Genomic DNA, 21,441 nt, shown 5'->3' on the forward strand with positions numbered 1-21,441 from the left:
GTCTGTGGCGGGCGACACAATCGCACTGTCAATTAAAAGGGGCGAAATTAAAAGTCAGGCTCCGGAGTCAGAACGGGATCCGGCGTTTCCGGTGACCGGTGGGACGGGACGGGCAGGAGAGCCGCGCCATGACCGCTGACGACCACGCCGCGGAGGTCGACGCGCTCGGCCGGCGGTTCCCCGGCTGGACGATCTGGTTCGGGCCGTTCACCCGGCACTGGTGGGCGCTGCCGCCGCGCGAGCGCGACGTCGGCGACTTCCTGGAGGCCGACACCCCGCAGACCCTCATCGCACGGATAGAGGTGGTCAAGCACACCGCACCCAGGCGACCCCCCGCCGACGACGGCCTCCGGCCGTCCCGCGACCCCCGGCAGAGCGCGCGGCGTCCCTCGAATCTCCTCCGTCTCGAGGGCGTCACACCGCCGCCGCTGCGCCGGGCGCCGGTGATCGCGTGGCCAGGCAGCACTGCAAGGTGATCCGCTGTTCCCCAACCTCGCCACGTCCACCGGCTGCGCCGCGGCCCCGGGAAGGGCGGCAGCCCGCGCCACATTCCTCTCCAGCAACCTCCGTGTGGCGCGGACACCGGCACCCGCCGTCCTCCCGGGGCCGTGCCGTTTTCGTATACGGACCGAAAAGGCTTTACGAATGGTCCGGCATACCGGAACCGCACGGCCCCTTCAGATGAACTGCACGAGTAGCGATCTGCTGTAAGTCCGGCGCCCCGCGACACGAGTCGGAAGAGTGCCCGCCGGAAACCGGCGAATGGCTTGTGAACGACCCTCCGCACCGCCGTGAATGGCGGTGCCGCGGCGTCCCCGCCGGTGCCGCGGGCGGGGCGGGAGCCGCCCCGCCGTGCCGGAGGCGCTACGCTGCGCCGATGGGTCCGTCCGCGAGGGGGACGGCTCCGCGGAGGGGGATCGGGAGCGACATGCGGCGGAGGGCCGGCCGGCGGACGGGCGTCGGGAGGCTGGCGGCGCTGGCCGCGGCCGCGGTGCTGGCGGCGGCGGGCCTCGGCGCCTGCAGCGAGGAGAACCCCGAGCCGGTCGGCGTCGCGAAGGTGGCGAGCACCCTCGGCCCCGGCGAGGGCTCCCTGGACCTGCTGGCCATGCCCGGCTCGGTGGAGAGCGGCACCACCGACCCGCGCGTCGACTGGGTCACCCCCTTCCAGGAGCGCACCGGCTGCAAGGTGGGCGTCAAGCTGGTCAAGACCCCGCAGGAGATGTACGACCTCATGCGGGACAAGGACCGCCGCTACGACGGCGTCGCCGCGCCGCCCGAGGTCGCCGGCCGGCTCGTCGGCGAGCACCAGGTCACCGCGGTCAACACCAGCCTTGTGGACGGCTACAAGAAGCTCGAGCCGAAGCTCCGCGGCCTGCTCAAGCAGGACGGCAAGTACTACGGCGTCCCGTACGTGTGGGGCGCGAACATGCTCATGTACGACACCCGGACCGTCCAGCCGCCGTCGAGCTGGTCTGCGCTGTTCGACCCCGAGCAGGCCCGCCGCTTCTCCGGGAAGCTGGTCGTTCACGACAGCCCGCTCTCGATCGCCGAGGCGGCGCTCTACCTCAAGGGCCACGACCGCAAGCTGAAGATCGGCGACCCGTACTCGCTGACCCCGCGCCAGCTCGCCGCCGCCGGCCGCGTCCTCGCCCGGCAGCGCCCCCACGTCCTGAAGTACTGGGAGCAGCCCGCCGACGCGATCAGCGCGTTCGCCGGGGGAGCGGCCGTGCTCGGCGACGCCGGCCCCTACCAGGTGGACGTGCTGGACCGCGCGGGCAAGCCGGTCCAGGCCGCCGAGCCCGCCGAGGGCGTCACCGGCTGGGCGGACGCCTGGATGATCGGCGCCCGCGTCCAGCACCCGAACTGCATGTACCAGTGGCTGCAGTGGACCGCGTCCCCGGACGTGCAGCAGCAGGTGGCCGAGTGGACGGGCGTCGCCCCCGCCAACCCGCAGGCGTGCTCCGGCGACCGCCTGCGCGCCGGCTTCTGCAGCGCCTTCCACGTCGGCGACCGCGACTACATCGACAAGATCATGTTCGCCCACGCGCCGACCCGCGTCTGCGGCGGCAAGGCCAAGAAGACCGGCTGCACCGACTACGCCGAGTGGACGAAGACCTGGATCGAGTCCACCAAGGCCTGAAGCCCCACCCCGGACGCAACAAGAAGGCTCCACACGCGAACCGGAACCTGCGCAACGACCTCAGCCGTCCGAACGCAACAACCCCCGCCCGCACGCGAGCGCGCTATCTGACCGGTGGGGCGAAGCCGAAGGCGAGCCCCACCGGGAAGCTCGCGAAGCGAGGTCGCGCTCGCCCAAGAACGGTCGAGGGGCGAGCCGCCAGGCGAGCCCCTCGGGCCGGGCTTGAATTAAGTGGAGCGCGCCCGACCGCCCCCAGCCGGGCGCGCTCCTCGGGTGGTCCCGGGCGTCCCCCCGAAGGCCCGGGTCACCCTTCTCCCTGGAGAGACCTCCACGACGACGGCGTCGATGGCCGTCGTCCGCGCCGCGGCCGGCTCCCCGGCCGGCCGTCCGGCGTTCGTGAGCGGCTCCCGGGGGCCCCGCGGCGTGCGGGGTGCCGGCGGGGCGGGTGCGCAGTCGTCGCACGCGAACACCCCGGACGAGTCCGGCAGTCGGCCGATGCGGACGCGCGGCCGGGGCCATTTCTTGCGGCAGACGACGCAGGCGTCGCCGAGGCGCTGAGCGGTGCTCAGCGTTCCCGGGTCGAACGTCGGCTCGCCCGTCCGGTCCATGTCCCCATCCCCCTGGCGGGAGTCGAATCACGTCACTCCTTTATAGGCGTGGACGGGTGTTGTCCCTGCTAGTGAAGGTGAAAAGGGCGGCAAAGGCTCTCGTGCCGGCACCCGTTCAAGATCATCGCGAGTTAACGGCCGGGGCGGCCCGCGCGGCGATGGCCGACAATGGTCCGGTGATGTCTCCCTCTGGCGCCGCAGCGCCCACCGCACGCGAACTGGTCGTCCTCGGCTCCACCGGCTCGATCGGGACCCAGGCCCTCGACGTCGTCCGCCGCGCACCCGGCCGGTTCCGGGTGGCGGGGCTGGCGGCGGGCGGTGAGCGGGTCGGGCTGCTGGCCGAGCAGGCGCTGGAGTTCCGCCCGGAGGTCGTCGCGGTGGCGAAGGCGTCCGCCGCGCAGGAGCTGCAACTGGCCTTCTACGCCGAGGCCAAGCGGCGCGGCTACGCCTCCGGCGACTACGCCATCCCGAAGATCGTCGCGGGTCCCGAGGCGGTCGCCGAGGTGGCGGCGTGGCCGTGCGACGTGGTGCTGAACGGTGTGACGGGCGCGCTCGGCCTGGCGTCCACGCTGGCCGCGCTCGACGCGGGCCGCACCCTCGCGCTCGCCAACAAGGAGTCGCTCATCATCGGCGGGCCGCTGGTGAAGGAGCGGGCGCGGCCGGGGCAGATCGTCCCGGTCGACTCCGAGCACTCGGCGCTCGCGCAGTGCCTGCGCGGCGGCGGCGCGGACGAGGTGCGGCGGCTGGTGCTGACCGCCAGCGGCGGCCCGTTCCGCGGCCGGCCCCGCGCCGAGCTGGCCGACGTCACGCCGGAGCAGGCGATGAAGCACCCGACCTGGGACATGGGCCCGGTCATCACCATCAACTCCGCGACCCTGGTCAACAAGGGCCTGGAGGTCATCGAGGCGCACCTGCTGTTCGACGTCCCGATGGACCGGATCGACGTGGTGGTGCACCCGCAGTCGATGATCCACTCGATGGTGGAGTTCACCGACGGGTCGACGCTCGCGCAGGCGAGCCCGCCGGACATGCGGCTGCCGATCGCGCTCGGCATCGACTGGCCCGACCGCGTTCCGGGCGCCGCGGCCGCCGTCGACTGGACGCGGGCGCACACCTGGGAGTTCTTCCCGCTCGACGACGAGGCGTTCCCCGCCGTCGCGCTCGCCCGCCGCGCCGGCGAGCTCGGCGGGACGGTCCCCGCCGTTTACAACGCGGCCAACGAGGAATGTGTGGAGGCGTTCCGCGCCGGACGGCTGCCGTTCCTGGGGATAGTCGACACGATCACGCGGGTAATGGAGGAGCACGGGTCCGGCGCGTCCGGCGAGCTGACGCTGGACGACGTGCTGGCCGCCGACGGCTGGGCGCGCGCACGGACCAGGGAAGCGACCGGCCTGGGCTGAGCCCCGCGGGGCCGGCCGGGCGCGGGGGAGATCCCTCGGGCGGGACCGAACCCGGAAGGGGGATCGGATGGCCTTCGCCTTGGGCGCGGTGGCGTTCGTCGTCGCGCTGCTGGTGTCGGTGATGCTCCACGAGGGCGGGCACCTGCTCACCGCCAAGCGGTTCGGGATGAAGGCCACGCAGTACTTCGTCGGGTTCGGCCCGACGCTGTGGTCCCGTACGCGCGGCGAGACCGAGTACGGGGTCAAGGCGATCCCGCTCGGCGGCTTCGTCAAGATCATCGGGTACACGCCGCTGGAGGAGGTCGACGAGGCCGACCGGCCGCGCGCGTTCTACCGGCAGCCCGCCGGGCGGCGCGCGATCGTCATCGCCGCCGGCGTCGTGGTGAACTTCGTGTTCGCGTTCGTGCTGCTCATGGTGATGGCGATGACGGTCGGCGTCCGCCAGCCCGGCACGGTGACCACGACCGTGGACCAGGTCAGCGCGTGCGTGCCGGCCCGGCTGCAGGACGGCTGCGGCGGCGGGCGGCCGGAGTCCCCGGCGAAGGCCGCCGGGCTGCGCGCGGGCGACCGGGTCCTGTCCTTCAACGGCACGCCGGTGGCGAACTGGGACGAGTTGCGCGACGCGATCGACAAGGCCGAACCAGGGCAGACGGTGCCGGTGGTCGTGCAGCGCGCCGGGGCGCCCGCGCCGGTGCCGCTGCGGATCCATCTGGCGGCCGTCGGCGGGGAGCCGTTCGTCGGGCTGTCGGCGCGGGTCGTCGGCTCCGGCTACGAGCGGACGGGCCCGATCAACGCGGCGGTGTTCGCGAGCCGCGGCATCGGCAGGACCGTGCAGAGTATGGGCCAGATCGTGGTGGACCTGCCGTCGGCGATCCCGAAGCTGTTCACCCCCGAGCGGCAGAGCTCGCCCGGCGGCCAGGTCGGCAGCGTGGTCGGCGCGACGGAGGTGTCGGGGCAGATCTTCTCCTCGCACAGCACCGTCCGCGACAAGGTCGCCCTGTATCTGTCGCTGGTCGTTTCGGTAAACATCTTCCTAGGGGCGCTCAACGTCGTGCCTCTGCTGCCGCTGGACGGCGGGCATCTCGCGGTGGTCGCCTACGAGCGGTTGCGGGTGCGCTTCAACGGCATCCGGGGGCGCCCGGATCCGGGCACCGTCGATATGACGAAGCTCATGCCCTTGACGTATCTGGCGGTCCTGGTGCTGGTGGGGCTCGGCGTGCTGCTGATCCTCGCGGATCTGGTCAACCCGCTGCAGATGCCGCAATGAGCGCGAAGGTTTACCGTACGTAGCCGAGCGGTCACACTATTCCATGCCGGTCGCCGTCACCTCATCCATGCGGGGCGCCTAGGCTGGGCAAAGCGAGTCAGAGGAGAGGGATGAGCGTTTCACTGGGTATTCCGACGGTCCGCGGCGAGGGCGACGGACAGGAGGCGCAGAGCCTGGTCGCGACGCGCCGCAGGTCGCGCCAGATCATGGTCGGGAACGTGCCGGTCGGGGGCGACGCCCCCGTGTCGGTGCAGTCGATGACCACGACCCTCACCGCCGACGTCAACGCCACGCTGCAGCAGATCGCGGAGCTGACCGCGTCGGGCTGCCAGATCGTCCGGGTGGCGGTGCCGTCGCAGGACGACGCCGAGGCGCTGCCCGCGATCGCGAAGAAGTCCCCGATCCCGGTCATTGCCGACATCCACTTCCAGCCGAAGTACGTGTTCGCGGCGATCGACGCGGGCTGCGCGGCGGTCCGGGTCAACCCGGGCAACATCAAGAAGTTCGACGACAAGGTCGGCGAGATCGCGCGCGCCGCGCAGGACGCGGGCGTGCCGATCCGGATCGGGGTGAACGCCGGCTCGCTGGACAAGCGGCTGCTGGAGAAGTACGGCAAGGCCACCCCGGACGCGCTGGTGGAGTCGGCGCTGTGGGAGTGCTCGCTGTTCGAGGAGCACGGCTTCCGGGACATCAAGATCTCGGTGAAGCACAACGACCCGGTCGTGATGATCCAGGCGTACCGCAAGCTCGCCGCCGCGTGCGAGTACCCGCTGCACCTCGGCGTCACCGAGGCGGGGCCCGCGTTCCAGGGCACGGTGAAGTCGGCGGTGGCGTTCGGCGCGCTGCTGAGCGAGGGGATCGGCGACACGATCCGGGTGTCGCTGTCGGCGCCTCCGGTCGAGGAGGTCAAGGTCGGCACGGCGATCCTGGAGTCGCTCGGGCTGCGCCAGCGCGGCCTGGAGATCGTGTCGTGCCCGTCGTGCGGGCGCGCGCAGGTGGACGTGTACACGCTGGCCGAGCAGGTCACCGCGGGCCTGAAGGACTTCCCGGTGCCGCTGCGCGTCGCGGTGATGGGCTGCGTCGTGAACGGGCCCGGCGAGGCGCGGGAGGCCGACCTCGGCGTCGCGTCCGGCAACGGCAAGGGCCAGATCTTCGTCAAGGGCGAGGTCGTCAAGACGGTGCCGGAGGCGCAGATCGTGGAGACGCTGATCGAGGAGGCCATGCGCATCGCCGACGACATGGGCATCGAGATCGGCGAGGACGGGTCGGTGTCCGGCCCGGGCGCGCAGGTCGTGGTGAGCTGACGCATCGGCGCCGCGTCGCGCGCCGTGTCGTGCGCCGTGTCGTGCGCCGAGGGGGCGTGACGTGACGGCCGTGGCCGTGTAGGCGGTCTTGGACGGACCTAAAAGGGTCCTCGGGTGATGAGCCCGAGGGCCCTTTTTCGCGTTGTGGCCGGTCGACGCGGGTGCCGGCGCCCGCCGCCGCGCCGCCCGCCGCGCGGGCGACCGGCGGAACGCCCGGAAACGGGACGTTCGCGCTGATCACAAAGTTCCGTGGATCTTGTCACGATTCGGCATCTGCTCACGACAAGCTCTGTCGTCCGACTTGTCCGTAGGACAACAATCTTCACTTGTTTACCCAAATGTCTGACTCATCCGAGTCGACAGGTTAGGGGGATATGTGAAGAGGACTGTCGTCGTGGCCGCGGTGGCCGGGCTCGGGCTGACCGGGCTCGGCACCGCGAGCGCACAGGCCGCGGGCCCCTCCGCGGCCCGGGGTTTCGACCCCGCCGCGGTCAAGTGGCACGCCTGCCCGGCGGACTTCGTCCAGCAGGTCCACGACCTGTACGACGGGCTGTACCCGGTCTCCAAGATCGTGCAGTGCGGCGAGCTGCAGGTGCCGCTGGACTACGCGCAGCCGAACGGCAAGAAGATCACGCTGCAGCTGACCCGCACCCCGCACACCGGCACCGGCGCCGCCAAGGGCGACATGCTGGTGAACCCGGGCGGCCCGGGCGGCGGCGGCGCGCTGTTCGGCCCGCGGGTGTTCGCGCAGAACTCCGCCGCGCTGAAGGACGCCTACAACGTCATCGGGTTCGACCCGCGCGGCGTCGGCATGAGCGTCCCGGCGCTCAGCTGCGACCCGAACTACACCAACGCCCCCCGGCCCGACTACGGCACCGGTGACCGCGCCTCGGTCTCCGTCTGGCTGAAGAAGTCCAAGGGCTACACGGACGCGTGCAAGAAGGCCGACAAGATCGGCCTGATGAACCACATCAAGACGACCGACTCCGTGCGCGACATGGAGTCGATCCGCAAGGCGCTGAGCGACAAGAAGCTCGACTACTACGGCGCCTCGTACGGCACCTACCTCGGCTCGGTCTACGCGACGATGTTCCCGAAGACCGTGGGCCGGATGGTGCTGGACGGCAATGTCGGCCCGAAGGGCGTGTGGTACCAGGCCAACCTGGACCAGGACGTCCAGTTCGACAAGAACATGGACTACTACTTCGGGTGGATCGCCAAGTACGACTCGGTCTACCACCTGGGCAAGACGCAGAGCACGGTGCGCTCGTTCTTCTACAAGCTGCGCGCGACGCTCAAGACCAAGCCGGTGTACTACACCGACCCGAGCAGCGGCCAGAAGTTCGCCGTCGGCCCGGACGAGCTGACCGACGCGATCCAGAACGCCGCGTACCGCCGCAGCCAGTCGCTGTGGAACGGCTACGCGGTGGGCCTGGAGGCCTACAAGACCGGTGACGCCGCCACCTTCGTGGGCACGTTCGGCGCGCAGACGACCGGCGGTGCGGACGACAACGAGTTCGCCGTCTACAACGCCGTGCAGTGCACCGACGTCCAGTGGCCGGGCTGGCCGAAGTGGGAGCGGGACAACGTCCGGATCAACCGGAAGCACCCGTTCCTCACGTGGAGCAACGTGTGGTTCAACGCGCCGTGCCTCACCTGGCCCGCCAAGGCCGGCACGCCGGTGGACGTGGGGCGCAACCGCGACCTGCCGCGCAACATCCTGCAGTTCGAGGGCAGCGAGGACGCGGCGACGCCGCTCGCCGGCGCGCTCGACATGCACCGCCGGCTGAAGGGCTCGCAGCTGGTGATCCAGGACGGCGACCGCACGCACTGCATCGTGCACCGCGGTTCGGCGGCCGTGGACGCCATCTTCGACCGGTACTTCCTGACCGGGGAGCGTCCGGGGCAGTCCATCACGCACGTCCCGCAGCTCGGCGACCCGGTGCCGCCGGCGCAGACGTCCGCCAAGGCCAAGTCGCTGTCCACGACGGCGACGAAGGTGGCGCGGCTGACCGACGACGTCATCCGCTGAACACCGTGACCGGCTGATCCAGCCGGCCGCGGAACGTCCGGGGAGGGCCCCGGGGAGCGATCCCCGGGGCCCTCTTCGCATGCCGGCCGGGCGCCGGTGCCGCCGGCGCGGGCCAACATCACGAACATTCGTGGATCTTGTCACGATTTCGCATCTGGTCGCGAACGACTCTCCCGCCATATCGCCCAGAACCGCCACAATCTCCACGCAACTCACGCATCCGCATCATCGGCGCTGCTCCCCCCTCCGAGCCCGACCGGGGCTCCGGAGCCGCCGATCCGAGGGGGTCAAGTGAAGAGGATCGTCATCGTCACGGCCGCCGCCGCCGTGGCGGCCGGCGGCACCGTCGCCGCCGTCTCCGCGAACGCCGCCACCGGCCCGTCCGGGGCCGGCCTGGTCGCGGCGAGCGGCATCAACTGGGGCAAGTGCGAGGTCACCGGGCCGGACGACCCGATGAACAAGGCCCAGTGCGCCCAGGTCAAGGTGCCGCTCGACTACCGGCACCCGAACGGCCGCAAGATCTCCATCGCGGTGTCGCGCTACAAGCACACCGACGACAAGAACTACCAGGGCGTGCTGTTCGTCAACCCGGGCGGCCCCGGCGGCACCGGCATCGAGTACGCGCCCGCCCTGGCGCGCTGGATGGGCGGCGTCGGCCACGCCGCCACCGCCGCCAAGTACGACATCATCGGCTTCGACCCCCGCGGCGTCGGGTCCAGCCAGCCGTCGCTGAGCTGCGACAAGACCTGGTACGACCCGGTGCGGCCGGACTACGTCCCGCACTCGGCCAAGGAAGAGGCCGTCTGGAAGGCCAAGGCCAAGAAGTACGCGCAGGACTGCCAGCGCAAGTGGGGCTGGATGCTGCCGCACATGCGCACCACCGACGCCGCCCGCGACGTCGACACCATCCGCGCCGCGCTCGGCCAGCAGAAGCTCAGCTGGTACGGCTTCTCCTACGGCACCTACTACGGCGCGACCTACGCCACGCTGTTCCCGAACCGCGTGAAGCACATGGTCCTGGACGGCAACGTCAACCCGAAGACGGTCTGGTACGACGCCCAGCTCGAGCAGGACAAGGCGTTCGAGCGGAACATGAAGTCCTGGTGGGCGTGGACCGGCAAGTGGGACTCGGTCTACAACCTCGGCAAGTCCGAGAAGGCCGTCGAGGCCAAGTACTACGCGATCCGCGCCGCGGCGAAGAAGTCCCCGATCGCCGGCAAGATCGGCCCGGACGAGCTGGACGACATCGTCCTCACCGCCGGCTACAACACCGGCTACTACATCCCGTTCGCGCAGGCCCTGTCGGACTGGGCGAACAAGAAGGACGCCTCGGGCCTGCTCGACTGGCTGAACACCGGCGGCGAGGACAACGACTTCGTCACCTACAACGCCGTCCAGGCGGCCGACGCCAAGTGGCCGCACAACTGGAACAAGTGGCACAACGACGCGGCCAAGCTCTACAAGCAGGGCTACCACTTCAACACGTGGAGCAACGTCTGGTTCAACGCGCCCGCCGCGTTCTGGCCGTTCCAGGGCGGGCCCGCGCTGAAGCTGAAGGCGAGCAAGAGCCTGCCCGGCATGCTGCTGGTGCAGTCGTCGCAGGACGCCGCGACCCCGGTCGCCGGCGGCTACAACATGCACAAGGTGTTCCCGTCCTCGCGGCTCGTCCTCGAGGTCGGCGGCAAGACCCACGCCAACACGCTGAACGGCAACGCGTGCCTGGACGACAAGGTCGCCGCCTACCTCGACAACGGCGCGCTGCCGAAGAGCAGCAAGGGCGCGGACGCCTACTGCAACGCCGTCCCGGCGCTGAACGACCCGAACCCGACGGCGATGACGGCCAAGGCCGCCGGCGCCGTCCCGGGCAAGGACCTGCCGGTCGGCCGGCGGTAACGCCCCGCTTCACCGCGTGACGCTCGCGGCGTGCCCGTCCCTTGGCGGACGGGCACGCCGCGAGATCCGTTTTCGGGCGGAATCGCGCGAACCCCGCGGTTCCCGCGACGCGCGCGGGCGCGCAGGTAGAAAGCGGGGGTGCTGAACCACGCTGGAAGAAGGGCCGCCGCCGGGACGGCCGCCGCCGTCACCCTCGCCGTCGCCGGCGCCGCAGCGGCCCCCGCGTCCGCCGCCCCCGCACGGCCCGGTCCCGACCCCGCGCCCCGGCCCTCCGGGCTCGCCTGGCACGCCTGCCCCGCCAAGGACCCGGTCGAGGGCGGCCGCCTCAAGGGCCTGCAGTGCGCGACGCTGCGGGTGCCGCTCGACTACGCGCATCCCGGCGGCGAGCAGATCACCCTGGCGCTGTCCCGCGCCCGGCACACCGCGAAGAAGAGCCAGGGCGTCGTGCTGCTCAACCGCGGCGGGCCCGGCGCGCACGGCCGCGACCTCGCGGGCGTCTTCCACGCGGCGATGCCGCGGAGCGTCGCCGCGTCCTACGACTGGATCGGGTTCGACCCGCGCGGCGTGGGCGCGAGCCGGCCCGCGCTGGTGTGCGGCAAGAGCTACCAGGACCCGGGGCGCGCCCGTCCCGACAGCGTCCCGGAGAACGCCGCGGCCGAACGGGCGTGGAAGCAGCGGGCCCGCGCCTACGCCCGCGACTGCGTCAAGCGGTACCGCACGGTCCTGCCGCACATGGGGACCGCCGACTGGGTGCGCGACATGGACGCGATCCGGCGCGCGCTGCACCAGAAGAAGATCAACTACTTCGGCTACTCCTACGGCACCTACCTCGGCGCCGTGTACGCCTCGACGTATCCCGGCCGCGTCCGCCGCATGGTGCTCGACAGCGTCGTCAAGCCCAGCGGCGTCTGGTACGGCGACAACATCGACCAGAACGTCGCCTTCGAGAAGCGGATCAAGGCGTTCTTCACCTGGGTCGCCCGGCACCACGCGATCTACAAGCTCGGACGCAGCGAGGGCCAGGTCGCCGGCGCCTACGACCGCGCCCGCGCCGCGCTGAAGGCCAAGCCGATCGACGGCAGGATCGGCGCGGACGAGCTGGACGACACCTTCCTCGCCGACGGCTACGGCGACTACGGCTGGGCCGCGCACGCCGCCGCGCTGTCGGCGTACGCCGTCCGGCACGACCCGGGCCCGCTCCGCAAGGCGTGGCAGCCGCCGTCGTGGCTCGACCAGAACAACTACGCCGTCTACAGCGCCGTCCAGTGCCGCGACGCGGCCTGGCCGCGCGACTGGCAGCGCTGGCACGGCGACAGCGAACGCCTGTACCACGAGGGCTACAAGTTCGAGACCTGGAGCAACACCTGGTACAACGCGCCCTGCGCGTTCTGGGGCGTGCCCGGCGGGCCGCCGCCGCGGGTGGGGGCGGGGTCGTCGCTCGCGCCGATGCTGCTGGTGCAGGGCACCGAGGACGCCGCCACCCCGTACCCGGGCGCGCTCGAGACGCACCGCCTCTTCCCCACGTCCCGGCTGCTCGTCCAGGCCGGAGGCGGCAACCACGGGGTGACGCTGTCGGGCGACAAGTGCATCGACCGCAAGGTCGCCGCCTACCTCGGCAAGGGCGCCCTGCCGAAGGACCGGCCGGGCCCGGACGCCACCTGCAAGGCCCCGGCGCCGCCCGAGCCGAGCTCCGCCACCAAGCACGGCAGGTCCCACCACACCGCCACCCACAAGTGAAACCGCCGGTGGGGGAGCCGGTGGAGGTACGAGGCGCCGGGACGTCATAGGCTTGTCAGCGTGGTGCTGACAGTGCAGTACGCCGCGCCGGGCCGAGCCGGGCGCGGCCCGGCCTCGCCGGGGGGCCGGTAGCCGTGCGCATGCTGGGGTCGCTGCCGGTACGGGTCCTCGACGACCGGTACCGCGCGGAGGCGCTCGCGATCCTCGACGCCGACCCGGTGGCCAACGTGTTCGTCGGCTCCCGCGTGCACGCGGCCGGGCTCGACCCGCGCCGCCTCGGCGCCCAGATGTGGGGCTACCTGCGCGACGGCCGACTGTCCGCGCTGTGCTACTCGGGCGCCAACCTGATCCCGGTCGCCGCCGGGCCGGAGGCGGTCCGCGCGTTCGCCGAGCGGGCGCAGGCGCAGGGCCGCCGCTGCTCGTCGATCGTCGGGCCGGTCGGCGCGGTCGGCGACCTGTGGGAGATCCTCGCGCCGTACTGGGGACCGCCCCGGGCCGTCCGCGCGGCGCAGCCGGTGATGGCGACCTCCGCCGTCCCGGACGTGCCGGCCGACCCCGGCGTCCGCCGGGTGCGGATGGAGGAGTTCGACGTCCTCTACCCGGCCTGCGTCGCGATGTTCACCGAGGAGGTCGGCGTCTCCCCGAACAGCGGCGACGGGGGAGTGCTGTACCGGGCGCGGGTCGCCGAGCTGATCCGCGACGGCCGCGCGTTCGCCCGGATCGAGGACGGCCGGGTGATGTTCAAGGCGGAGGTCGGCGCCGTCACCCCGCGCGCGTGCCAGGTGCAGGGCGTGTGGGTGCCGCCGGACCTGCGCGGGCAGGGCCTGTCGGTGGCGGGCATGTCGGCGGTCGTGCGGGAGGCGCTGCGCGGCATCGCGCCGACGGTGTCGCTGTACGTCAACGACTACAACACGCGGGCGCGGGCCGCCTACCGCCGGGTCGGCTTCGCCGAGCACGGCTCGTTCATGTCGATCCTGTTCTAGCCGCCGGCCGTTCCCCTCGCCTTGCGGCGCCGGAGTCGCCGGACTTGTCGGTGCGTGCCGGATCTGCGCTGGATGCCTGACTCGGCGCCGGATCGGCCGGTACGATCCGGCCGTGGAGTTCGCCGTGGCGTTCCGGCAGGCCGTCCAGGCGAGCGGGCTGACCCTGGAGCGGATCCGCCACCGGCTCGGCCGGCGCGGGCTGGCCGTCAGCGTGGCCACGCTCAGCTACTGGCAGCGCGGCCGCAGCCGCCCCCGCTCCCGCGCCGCCGTCGCGCTCCTGGAAGAGGTCCTCGACGTGCCGCCCGGCACGCTGACCGGACCCTTGGACGAGGCCGCGCCCGCGCCCGTCCCGCCGCGCCCCGGAGCGACCGCGGTCGCCGCGGGCGAGCTGTGGCCCGACCCGCAGCGGTACGCCGACCTCGTCGGGCAGCTCGACCGGTCCGGGGACCACCGGCTCGAACGGCTCAGCGTCCACGACGTCTACCGGCTCGACGAGGGCGGCCCCCGCTGGGCGCTGTCGGTCCGCGCGGTGCTGCGCGCGTCCGGCGACGACGTCGACCGCGTCGTCTGCGTCCACCGGACGGGCCCGGACGAGCCGCCGGACGGCGCCCCGGCGGAGCTGTCCTCGGCCCGGTACTGCCGGCCCGGCCGGGTCCGCGCCGGCGGCGGGCTGATGGCGTTCGAGCTGGTCTTCGACCGCGTCCTCGCGGCCGGGGACACCGCGGTCATCGAGTACGAGCTGCGGCCGTCCGGCGCGGGCCCCGCCGCGCCGCCGGACGGCTACGACCGGCGCTTCTCCCGGCCCGTGCACGACTACGTCGCGGTCGTCCAGTTCGCCGCGGGGCGGCTGCCCGCCCGCTGCTACGGCTTCACCGCAGACGGGCCGCTGGCGCCGCGGCGCCGCCTCGGCGAACTGTGGATCGGCACGTCGGGGAGCGCGAACATCGCGGCCGGGCCCGTCCGGCACGGCATCGTCGGAGTCGAGTGGGAGTGGCAGTGACCGCAGCGCAGAGCGCCCCTGACGACGACCTCCTCCAGGTCCTGCGGTACGGGCCCTTCAACGTGGCGCTGCACGCCGCGATCCAGGCCCGCGGCCTCAGCCTCGACGCGCTGCGCCGTCGGCTGGAGGCGCAGGGCATCGCCGTCAGCCTGTCCACGCTCAGCTACTGGCAGCGCGGCCGGACCCGCCCCGAACGCGCCGGGTCGCTGCGCGCCGTCCGCGGCCTGGAGGTCATCCTCGAACTGCCGCGGCACTCCATGCTCACCCTGCTCAAGCCGAACGCCGAGCGCCCGGCCGGGCCGTGGCCGCCGATCGAGGAGCTGTGCCCCGAGCCCGGCGTCCGCGACCTGCTGGACGAGATCGGCGACGGCGGCGAACGCCGGCTCACCGGGCTCAGCCTGCACGACCAGCACGTCGTCGGCCGCCGCCGGGAGCTGCGCGAGGTCCGCACCCGCGCGGTGTTCCAGGCGCAGCGGCGCGGCGTCGACCGGTGGATCGCCGTCTACCACAACCCGCACGGCGCGCTGCCGACGTCGCGGACCGCGCGCGGCTGCCGGTTCGGCCGCGTCCGGATGGACGCCGCCGGCGGGCTCATCGCCGCCGAGCTGCTGTTCGACCGGGCGCTCGGCAGCGGCGAGACGTACCTGCTGGAGTACGGCTTCGGGTTCGGCGAGGGCGGCCCGCCCGCCACCGAGGAGGGCCGCGGGTTCCGCACCCCGCAGCACGAGTACCTCATCGAGGTGAGCTTCCACCCGGCCGCGCTGCCCGCCCGCTGCTACCGGACGTGGCGCCCCGACGGCCAGACCGCCCTGGAGGACGCCGCGGACCTGCGGCTGTCCAGCTACCACAACGTCCACTTCATCGAGTTCGGCATGCCGGCCGGGTACCACGGCATCCGCTGGGAGTGGTCCTAGCTCACGTGACGAGGAGGCCGAGCAGCCGGTCGAGCTCGGCCGCCGGGTCGCCGGTGAGGCCGGCGTGCACCGGGCCCGGCTGGACGATCGTGCTGCGCGGCGCCGTCAGCCACCGGAACCGCGCGCCCGGCGCCTCCTTCGCGGCCTGCCCGGCGCGCTCGCCGCCGCAGCAGATCGCGTCCACGCCCTTCAGCGCGGACCGCACGCCCTCCAGGTCCAGCGACGGGTCGAGCGCGAGCAGCCGGCGCTCGTCCAGGTGGGTGCGGCAGCCGAGGTAGTCCAGCGCGCGGCAGTACACCACCACGCCCACGTTCATGCTCTCGCCGCGCTCGACCCTGGGCACGACGCGCAGCGCCGCGTACTCGAACACGGTCGGCTCGCCGGCCGTCCGGATGTTGCTCTTCGGGACGTCGCTCACGCGGGACCGCCCAGCCAGCCCGGACGGTTCTCGCCGCGCCGCGTCCCGGTGTCCGGCCGGTGGCCGCTGACGTCCAGGTCGGGCAGCCAGTCGCGGGGCTTCCCGGCCCGCGGCAGCAGAATGTCCACGTACGCGTCGCGCACCTCCTGCGGGCCGGCGAACCCGGGCTCGTTCTCCAGCCACAGGTCGGGCACCAGCGCGGTCACCTCCCGCAGCAGACCCTCGGTGATCTGCGGAGCCAGCTCCGACTCCGCCTCCTCCAGCCGCGTCGCGAACGGCGTCAGCACATGGTCGTCCACGTCGTACGGGCCGGAGAACAGCCGCGCGGCGTTCGCCCACGCGTGGTGGAAGATGAGGCTCGCGCCGTGGTCGATCAGCCACACGTCCCCGTGCCAGACCAGCATGTTCGGGTTGCGCCAGCTCCGGTCGACGTTGCCGATGAACGCGTCCAGCCACAGCACCCGCGACGCGAACAGCCGGTCCGGCCGCCAGCCGAGCGGGTCGAACCCGAGCGAACCGGGCAGGAAGTCGACGCCGAGGTTCCAGCCGGGGCTGGCCTTCAGCAGGTCCTGCACGTCGGGGTCGGGCTCGTGCCGGCCGATCGCCGGGTCGAGGTCGATGAGCACCTGGTCGGGCACCCGGAAGCCGAGCCGCCGCGCCAGCTCGCCCGCGACCACCTCGGCGATCAGCGCCTTGCGGCCCTGCCCGGCGCCGTGGAACTTCATGACGTAGGTGCCGAGGTCGTCGGCCTCGACGACGCCCGGCAGCGACCCGCCCTCGCGCAGCGGCGTCACGTAACGGATGGCGGTCACATGTGGCAACACGCCGCAACGCTACCGGGTGCGCGCGGGCCCGGGATAATCGGCGGCATGGCCGCTGAGCTGCTCGACCTGTCCGTCCCGATCACGACCGGAATGCCGGTGTACCCGGGCGACCCCGAAGTGGAGGCGGTCCCCGCGCTCACGGTCGCGGACTCGGGCGTGAACGTCCTGCGGCTGCACATGGGATCGCAGACCGGCACCCACGTGGACGCCCCGTTCCACATCGACGACGCGCTGCCCCGCCTCGACGAGCTGCCCCTCAGCCGCTTCACCGGCCCGGCCGTCGTCATGGACGCGCGTGGCCTCGCGTCCCGTACGCCCATCACCCCGGACCTGCTCCCGGACGGCCTGGCCCCCGGCGTCGTGCTCCTCATCGCGACCGGCTGGTCGTCCCACTGGGGAACCGACGACTACCTCGCGCACCCGTACCCGTCGCCGGAGACCGCCGAGGCGATCGTCGCCGCGGGCGTCCGCACGGTCGGCATCGACGCCCTCTCCGCCGACCGGACCCCGCCGCCCGGCTCGGACGACTTCTCCCTCGCCGCCCACCGCGTCCTCTGCGGCGCCGGCGCCGTCATAGCCGAGAACCTCACCGGCCTGGGCCCGCTCGTCGCCGCACAGGCGGAGGGCCGCCCCATCGACGTCTCCCTCTTCCCGCTCCCCCTCACCGCCGCCGACGGCGCCCCAGTCCGCGCCATAGCCCACCTCGGAACGCCCTGAAAGCCCCCAGGACGAGTGGCGTCGTCATGGTGGGTCGGCGAGCTTGATGCCTGGCGGGAATGCGGTCCGCGGCGTGGCCGCGCGCCTGTCACAGAGGGCCGAGGCCCATGACCTCTTTGCGGACCTGGCCGTTGAGCAGCTCGAGCGCTGCGCCGCGCGCCGGTGCATGGGGGCTGGGAACCTCGCCTGGACGCCGGTGAGCGCGCTGGAGGTAGCCGTTCAACGCGGCGCTGATTTCGCTCGTTTCGTCCTCGGCGAGGGCGAGCAGCAGCTGCAGTGTGTCGGCCCGCGGCCTCCCGGTCCACCGGGCGGCCAGACCGCGGACGCCCTCGATCGCGCCGGTCGACGCCGCCGCGGCCGGGCACGCCGCCGTCAGCGCGGCCAGTGCGAACCGCATCGCCTCGCCCTCGCGGTCCCAGCGGCTCAGCAGCCCGGGGGCGGTCGCCTCGGTGGCGAGGCGGGCGGCGCGCTCGCCGTCCGACTCGTCCATCGACAGTCCCAGCGCGAAGCGCCGGTCGGCCTCTGCCGCGGCGGTGCGCCGGCCGGCCGTCGCCGCCGCGAACAGGCAGGCGACCGCCTCGGCGCGGTGAGCGGGATGGACGTCGTCGTGGACGGCGAGCCCGGCGAGCAGTGGGACGCCTTCCGCGGTGTGCGGGAAGCAGATCCCCTGGCGCAGCACCGATTCCTCGAGCCAGAAGCCGACGTCCCCGTCGTCGTCGAAGTCATCGTCCTCCGCGGCGCTCCATGCGGCGACGACTCCCCCCGTCAGGGCGGCGTCCCAAGGCTTCCGCGATGCCGCGGCGCTCCCGGCGAGCGGGTCCCTCCGATTCTCCAGGAGCCGCCCGGCGACGCTCCGGACGCACTCCAGCAGGGGTGGGTACTCGCGTTCCCCGCCGTCGCATTCGAGGCGTTCGGTGCCGGGCAGCCGCTCCGGTCCAGGCGGGAACCCTGCGGTCACCGAACGGCGGACGGCGTGCGCCTGCTCCTGGTCCAGTTCGCCGACCAGCCCGCCGAGGTCGAACAGTTCCGGTGCGGGCCGCTGCGAAGCCGGATCGCGCAGCGTCCCCGCCCGCAGACTCGTCCACCCCGAACCGGCGAAACCGCCGTGCCGCCTGGCCAGTGCCTCGACGGCAGCGCGCTCGTGCTCCTGCTGGATGCCCTCCGCGTAGGAGTCGGGCTCTTGCCGGGACATCTCGTCCAGCGTCTCGGCGACGGTGTACGTGAGGGGTGCGCCGGCCGGCGCCTGCTCGTCGACCAGCGAACCGGCATGCCACCAGCCGGCGAGTTCGGGCCCGGAGAACTCCCGCTCCCGGCGGATCAGATGCTCGGCCTTCGGAAGCCGGCGGAGCCGGTCAAGCGGGACCACGGTCACCCACCGGTGGCCCCGCTCCACCAGGGCTTCGGCCACGGACCGCGCTGACGTCTCGTCCGGCACGGCCACGCCGTACTGGACCATGCTCCGCGACGCCGACCATGCGGCCGTATGCGCCACCTCCTCGGCGGACTGGTCGAGGCTTGCCCTGCTGCTCGTCGAGATGTCGTTCGAGCCGTCGCTGCTCACTACGCCTCCACCTGCGACTGTCCGGATCCTCCGGACTGTATAGGCGGGGGAGCGAGGCTCTCCACCGATCAAGTCGGAAGCGCGCTACATGTGCGCAACAAGCGGGCCTCGGACGAGGCCTGGATGGTCACCGCCTTTCGCATGCCCAGAGGTTCGTCAAGCTGCCGGTTCGTGCCTGCACCGGGTATCACGTAGCCCCAGCAGGCCGAGCCCACCGGCAGCGGCCCGTTCCCAACACGGAGGGGGCCGCACATGATGGGAGGTCGAGGAGATGCGGCGGAGGGAGACCCGGTGCGGGTTGCGTGGGCGACGGATCAGGGGAGTCCCGAACGGCTCAACGAGGACTTCGTGGCGGCCGCCTCCGGGGCCGCGGTGGTGCTCGACGGCTGCGGGCTGCCGCTCGGCACCGACCTCGGCTGCGTGCACGGCACGGCCTGGTACGCGCGGTCGCTCGGGACGCGGCTGCTCGCGCGGATGCTGGAGGGTCTCGGCCCGCAGGCCGGACCGCCCGTCGCGCCGCCCGAAGGGGTGCACCGCCCGGCGCGGCGTCCGCTGGTGGCGCGGCTGGCCGGGGCGATCGCGGACGTGGCGGCGGCGCATCGGGCGACGTGCGACCTGACGGTGCCGACCACTCCGGCCGCGACGGTGCTGGCACTGCGCGTCCGGGGCGACCTGGTGGACTACCTGGTGCTCGCCGACTCGACGATCCTTCTGGAGCACACCACCGGCGCGGTAGAGGAGATCACCGGTGGTCCGTACTACGCCGGGGCGGACCCGAGCGCGGCGGAGGCGGCCATCACCGGGACGGTCCCGGTGGGGGAGTTGCGCCGCGTCCTGATGCTGACGGACGGCGCGACGCGGCTCGCCGACACCTTCGGCGCCACCGACTGGGGCGGTCTCCTGCGGCTGGCCGCGGAGCGAGGTCCGGCCGCCGTCATCGACCGGACCCGCGAGGCCGAGCGCACCGACCCGCAGGGCAAGAGGTGGCCGCGCCGCAAGATCCACGATGACGCGACCCTCGCCGTCTGCGACTTCGGCCGGCCCTGATCACGGCTTGAGCCGGGCCCAGACCCATTTGCCGCCGGACGGGTCGGGGGTGTGGCCGCACTCGGCGGCGAGGGCCGCGACGATCGGGAGGCCGCGGCCGCCGTTGTCGTCCCAGTGCTGCTCGGAGACGTCGAGAGTGTCGAGCGTGACATCGGCCATCGGACGGGCCTGCGGCTGAGCGGTGCTGCCGTCCCACACCGCGATGAGGACGTCGGCGATGTCGCGGCTGAACTGGAAGCGGATCTCCTTTCCGGGCGTGGCCGCCACGGCATTGGTGATCAGTTCCGAGGCGATCAGGAACGCGTCGTCCGAAATATGCATAAAGCCCCAGTTGTGCAGGCGTGTTTTTGCGAGGGTCCGCGCGAGGCCCGGTGCCGCTTTGGAAGCCAGCATGGGGATCAGTAGGCAGTCCGGTGTCGTCATCATCGGTCACCCGGCCCTTCCTGGAGAGATTTACGCTTCGTGCTCCCAGGATCGCGGTCGGTGATTAGAGTGGGATGTATTGGCAAACATCTCAACCCCCGGGAGATGACCATGAGCGCCGCCGACGACCTCGATCCCGCGTCCTCGCTCTATGCCTGGCTGGCCTACGACCTGCGGTTTTACCGGCAGAAGCGAGGTCTCACCGGTACCCAGGTAGGGAAGATCATCAATTGTGTCCGGTCCCATGTTTCGAACCTGGAGGCGGGGCGGGCCTGCATCGACATGGACCAGGCGAAGGCTCTGGACGCGGCATGGGACACCGGAGGGCACTTCCAGCGACTGCTGGGCTTCGCGCGCTCGCTCCACAGCCCGGACTGGTTCCGCCAGAGTGTCGAGTACGAGGCGAAGGCCAGGATCCTCCGCATTTACCAGGGACAGGTCATTCCCGTTCCGCTGCAGACCGAGGACTACGCTCGCGCCGGCCTGTCGATGGCTCGCGTCGGTGACGTCGAGAAGGCGCTCATGGCGCGCATGGCCCGCCAGGAGCTGATCATCGGCAGGGAGGACTGCCCGTTGATGATGGTCCTCCTCGGTCAGGATGCGCTGGACCGTCCAGTGGGAGGGGCCGAGGTCATGGGGGCGCAACTGCGGCGGCTGCTGGAGTTGGGGGAGCGTCCGGGCGTGAGCATCCGCGTCATCGCCCGATCGGCCGGCTGGCACCTCGGGCTGGACGGGCCGTTCCAGGTCATGAGCCTGGAGCGCAGAGACGTCGCCTACACCGGTGCGTTCCATGGCGGGCGGCTGGTCCAGGACGCTGCCGAGGTTCGCGAGATCGCCATAGACTTCGAATTGATCGGGGCGAAAGCCTCGTCCGAAGGCGAATCCCGTGCCCTGATCGAAAAGATCATGAAGGAGTTCGCATGACGATCAACTGGCGCAAGAGCTCGTACAGCGGCGGCTCCACCGACGAGATGTGCGTTGAGGTCGGCGAGCTGGTCGGCGGCGTCGCCATCAGGGACTCCAACGACCCGGACGGTGGACGGCTTGAGGTGGGGAGCGCGGAGTTCGCCATGTTGCTGGGACGGATCAAGCACGGCGCGCTCGACCGGCCCTGACACGGTGCCCGCGAACATTGGCAGGTCCGTGGCGAGGCCGTATCGCTGAGTTGTCGGA

At 72.3% G+C, this 21,441-nt stretch carries 19 protein-coding genes; 15 read left to right on the plus strand and 4 right to left on the minus strand.

Features of this window, described 5'->3' with window-relative positions:
* Positions 1 to 128: 128 nt before the first annotated feature.
* The 11 genes from J4709_RS42730 (at position 129) to J4709_RS42780 (ending at position 15,278) form a co-directional block, all read left to right on the plus strand.
* Positions 129 to 476 carry a hypothetical protein gene (locus tag J4709_RS42730; RefSeq protein ID WP_173099569.1) on the plus strand — a complete coding sequence of 116 codons (348 nt, stop codon included), beginning with the start codon at positions 129 to 131 and terminating at the stop codon, positions 474 to 476.
* A gap of 452 nt (positions 477 to 928) precedes the next feature.
* A complete protein-coding gene (locus J4709_RS42735) occupies positions 929 to 2,140 on the plus strand; it encodes an extracellular solute-binding protein (protein WP_208250786.1) in 1,212 nt (403 codons plus the stop codon).
* 787 nt (positions 2,141 to 2,927) lie between these two features.
* Complete coding sequence (gene dxr, locus J4709_RS42740; RefSeq protein WP_208250864.1) at positions 2,928 to 4,148, plus strand: 1-deoxy-D-xylulose-5-phosphate reductoisomerase; 1,221 nt, start codon at positions 2,928 to 2,930, stop codon at positions 4,146 to 4,148.
* 67 nt (positions 4,149 to 4,215) lie between these two features.
* Positions 4,216 to 5,415 carry a M50 family metallopeptidase gene (locus J4709_RS42745; RefSeq protein ID WP_208250787.1) on the plus strand — a complete coding sequence of 400 codons (1,200 nt, stop codon included), beginning with the start codon at positions 4,216 to 4,218 and terminating at the stop codon, positions 5,413 to 5,415.
* Between the two features lie 110 nt (positions 5,416 to 5,525).
* On the plus strand, positions 5,526 to 6,719 hold the full coding sequence (gene ispG / locus J4709_RS42750; RefSeq protein WP_269757602.1) for a flavodoxin-dependent (E)-4-hydroxy-3-methylbut-2-enyl-diphosphate synthase: 1,194 nt from the start codon (positions 5,526 to 5,528) through the stop codon (positions 6,717 to 6,719).
* Between the two features lie 376 nt (positions 6,720 to 7,095).
* On the plus strand, positions 7,096 to 8,751 hold the full coding sequence (locus J4709_RS42755; protein ID WP_208250788.1) for an alpha/beta hydrolase: 1,656 nt from the start codon (positions 7,096 to 7,098) through the stop codon (positions 8,749 to 8,751).
* Positions 8,752 to 9,042: 291 nt separating this feature from the next.
* Positions 9,043 to 10,644, plus strand: a complete 1,602-nt coding sequence (locus tag J4709_RS42760; RefSeq protein ID WP_307802042.1) for an alpha/beta fold hydrolase — start codon at positions 9,043 to 9,045, stop codon at positions 10,642 to 10,644.
* 138 nt (positions 10,645 to 10,782) lie between these two features.
* Positions 10,783 to 12,381, plus strand: coding sequence for an alpha/beta hydrolase (locus tag J4709_RS42765; protein ID WP_208250789.1), 1,599 nt, complete (start codon positions 10,783 to 10,785; stop codon positions 12,379 to 12,381).
* A gap of 140 nt (positions 12,382 to 12,521) precedes the next feature.
* Positions 12,522 to 13,364 carry a GNAT family N-acetyltransferase gene (locus J4709_RS42770; protein ID WP_208250867.1) on the plus strand — a complete coding sequence of 281 codons (843 nt, stop codon included), beginning with the start codon at positions 12,522 to 12,524 and terminating at the stop codon, positions 13,362 to 13,364.
* A gap of 112 nt (positions 13,365 to 13,476) precedes the next feature.
* Positions 13,477 to 14,364, plus strand: a complete 888-nt coding sequence (locus tag J4709_RS42775) for a helix-turn-helix domain-containing protein (protein ID WP_208250790.1) — start codon at positions 13,477 to 13,479, stop codon at positions 14,362 to 14,364.
* On the plus strand, positions 14,361 to 15,278 hold the full coding sequence (locus J4709_RS42780) for a hypothetical protein (protein WP_208250791.1): 918 nt from the start codon (positions 14,361 to 14,363) through the stop codon (positions 15,276 to 15,278). Before J4709_RS42775 ends, J4709_RS42780 begins: the two co-directional genes overlap by 4 nt.
* A gap of 1 nt (position 15,279) precedes the next feature.
* On the opposite strand, the gene J4709_RS42785 is transcribed toward J4709_RS42780, so the two are convergent.
* Both J4709_RS42785 and J4709_RS42790 read right to left on the minus strand, forming a co-directional pair.
* Positions 15,280 to 15,696: a DUF3037 domain-containing protein gene (locus J4709_RS42785; protein WP_307802043.1), complete on the minus strand. Its 417-nt coding sequence runs from the start codon at positions 15,694 to 15,696 to the stop codon at positions 15,280 to 15,282.
* Complete coding sequence (locus J4709_RS42790) at positions 15,693 to 16,520, minus strand: HipA family kinase (protein WP_208250793.1); 828 nt, start codon at positions 16,518 to 16,520, stop codon at positions 15,693 to 15,695. The genes J4709_RS42785 and J4709_RS42790 overlap by 4 nt, the downstream gene beginning before the upstream one ends.
* A 45-nt stretch (positions 16,521 to 16,565) precedes the next feature.
* On the opposite strand from J4709_RS42790, the gene J4709_RS42795 reads away from it, so the two are divergent.
* Positions 16,566 to 17,237 carry a cyclase family protein gene (locus J4709_RS42795; protein WP_208250794.1) on the plus strand — a complete coding sequence of 224 codons (672 nt, stop codon included), beginning with the start codon at positions 16,566 to 16,568 and terminating at the stop codon, positions 17,235 to 17,237.
* An 88-nt stretch (positions 17,238 to 17,325) separates the two neighbouring features.
* Here J4709_RS42795 and J4709_RS42800 read toward each other — a convergent pair whose 3' ends face one another.
* A complete protein-coding gene (locus tag J4709_RS42800) occupies positions 17,326 to 18,798 on the minus strand; it encodes a hypothetical protein (protein ID WP_208250795.1) in 1,473 nt (490 codons plus the stop codon).
* 291 nt (positions 18,799 to 19,089) lie between these two features.
* On the opposite strand from J4709_RS42800, the gene J4709_RS42805 reads away from it, so the two are divergent.
* Positions 19,090 to 19,845 (plus strand): protein phosphatase 2C domain-containing protein, encoded by a 756-nt coding sequence (locus tag J4709_RS42805; RefSeq protein ID WP_208250796.1) that lies wholly within the window; start codon positions 19,090 to 19,092, stop codon positions 19,843 to 19,845.
* On the opposite strand, the gene J4709_RS42810 is transcribed toward J4709_RS42805, so the two are convergent.
* Complete coding sequence (locus J4709_RS42810; RefSeq protein ID WP_208250797.1) at positions 19,846 to 20,271, minus strand: ATP-binding protein; 426 nt, start codon at positions 20,269 to 20,271, stop codon at positions 19,846 to 19,848. It abuts the gene before it with no gap.
* 108 nt (positions 20,272 to 20,379) lie between these two features.
* Here J4709_RS42810 and J4709_RS42815 point away from each other — a divergent pair, with 108 nt between their 5' ends.
* Positions 20,380 to 21,192, plus strand: coding sequence for a helix-turn-helix domain-containing protein (locus tag J4709_RS42815; protein WP_208250798.1), 813 nt, complete (start codon positions 20,380 to 20,382; stop codon positions 21,190 to 21,192).
* A complete protein-coding gene (locus tag J4709_RS42820; RefSeq protein ID WP_208250799.1) occupies positions 21,189 to 21,383 on the plus strand; it encodes a DUF397 domain-containing protein in 195 nt (64 codons plus the stop codon). Before J4709_RS42815 ends, J4709_RS42820 begins: the two co-directional genes overlap by 4 nt.
* Positions 21,384 to 21,441: the final 58 nt, after the last annotated feature.

Source organism: Actinomadura violacea (assembly GCF_017573465.1).
Lineage (GTDB): Bacteria > Actinomycetota > Actinomycetes > Streptosporangiales > Streptosporangiaceae > Spirillospora > Spirillospora violacea.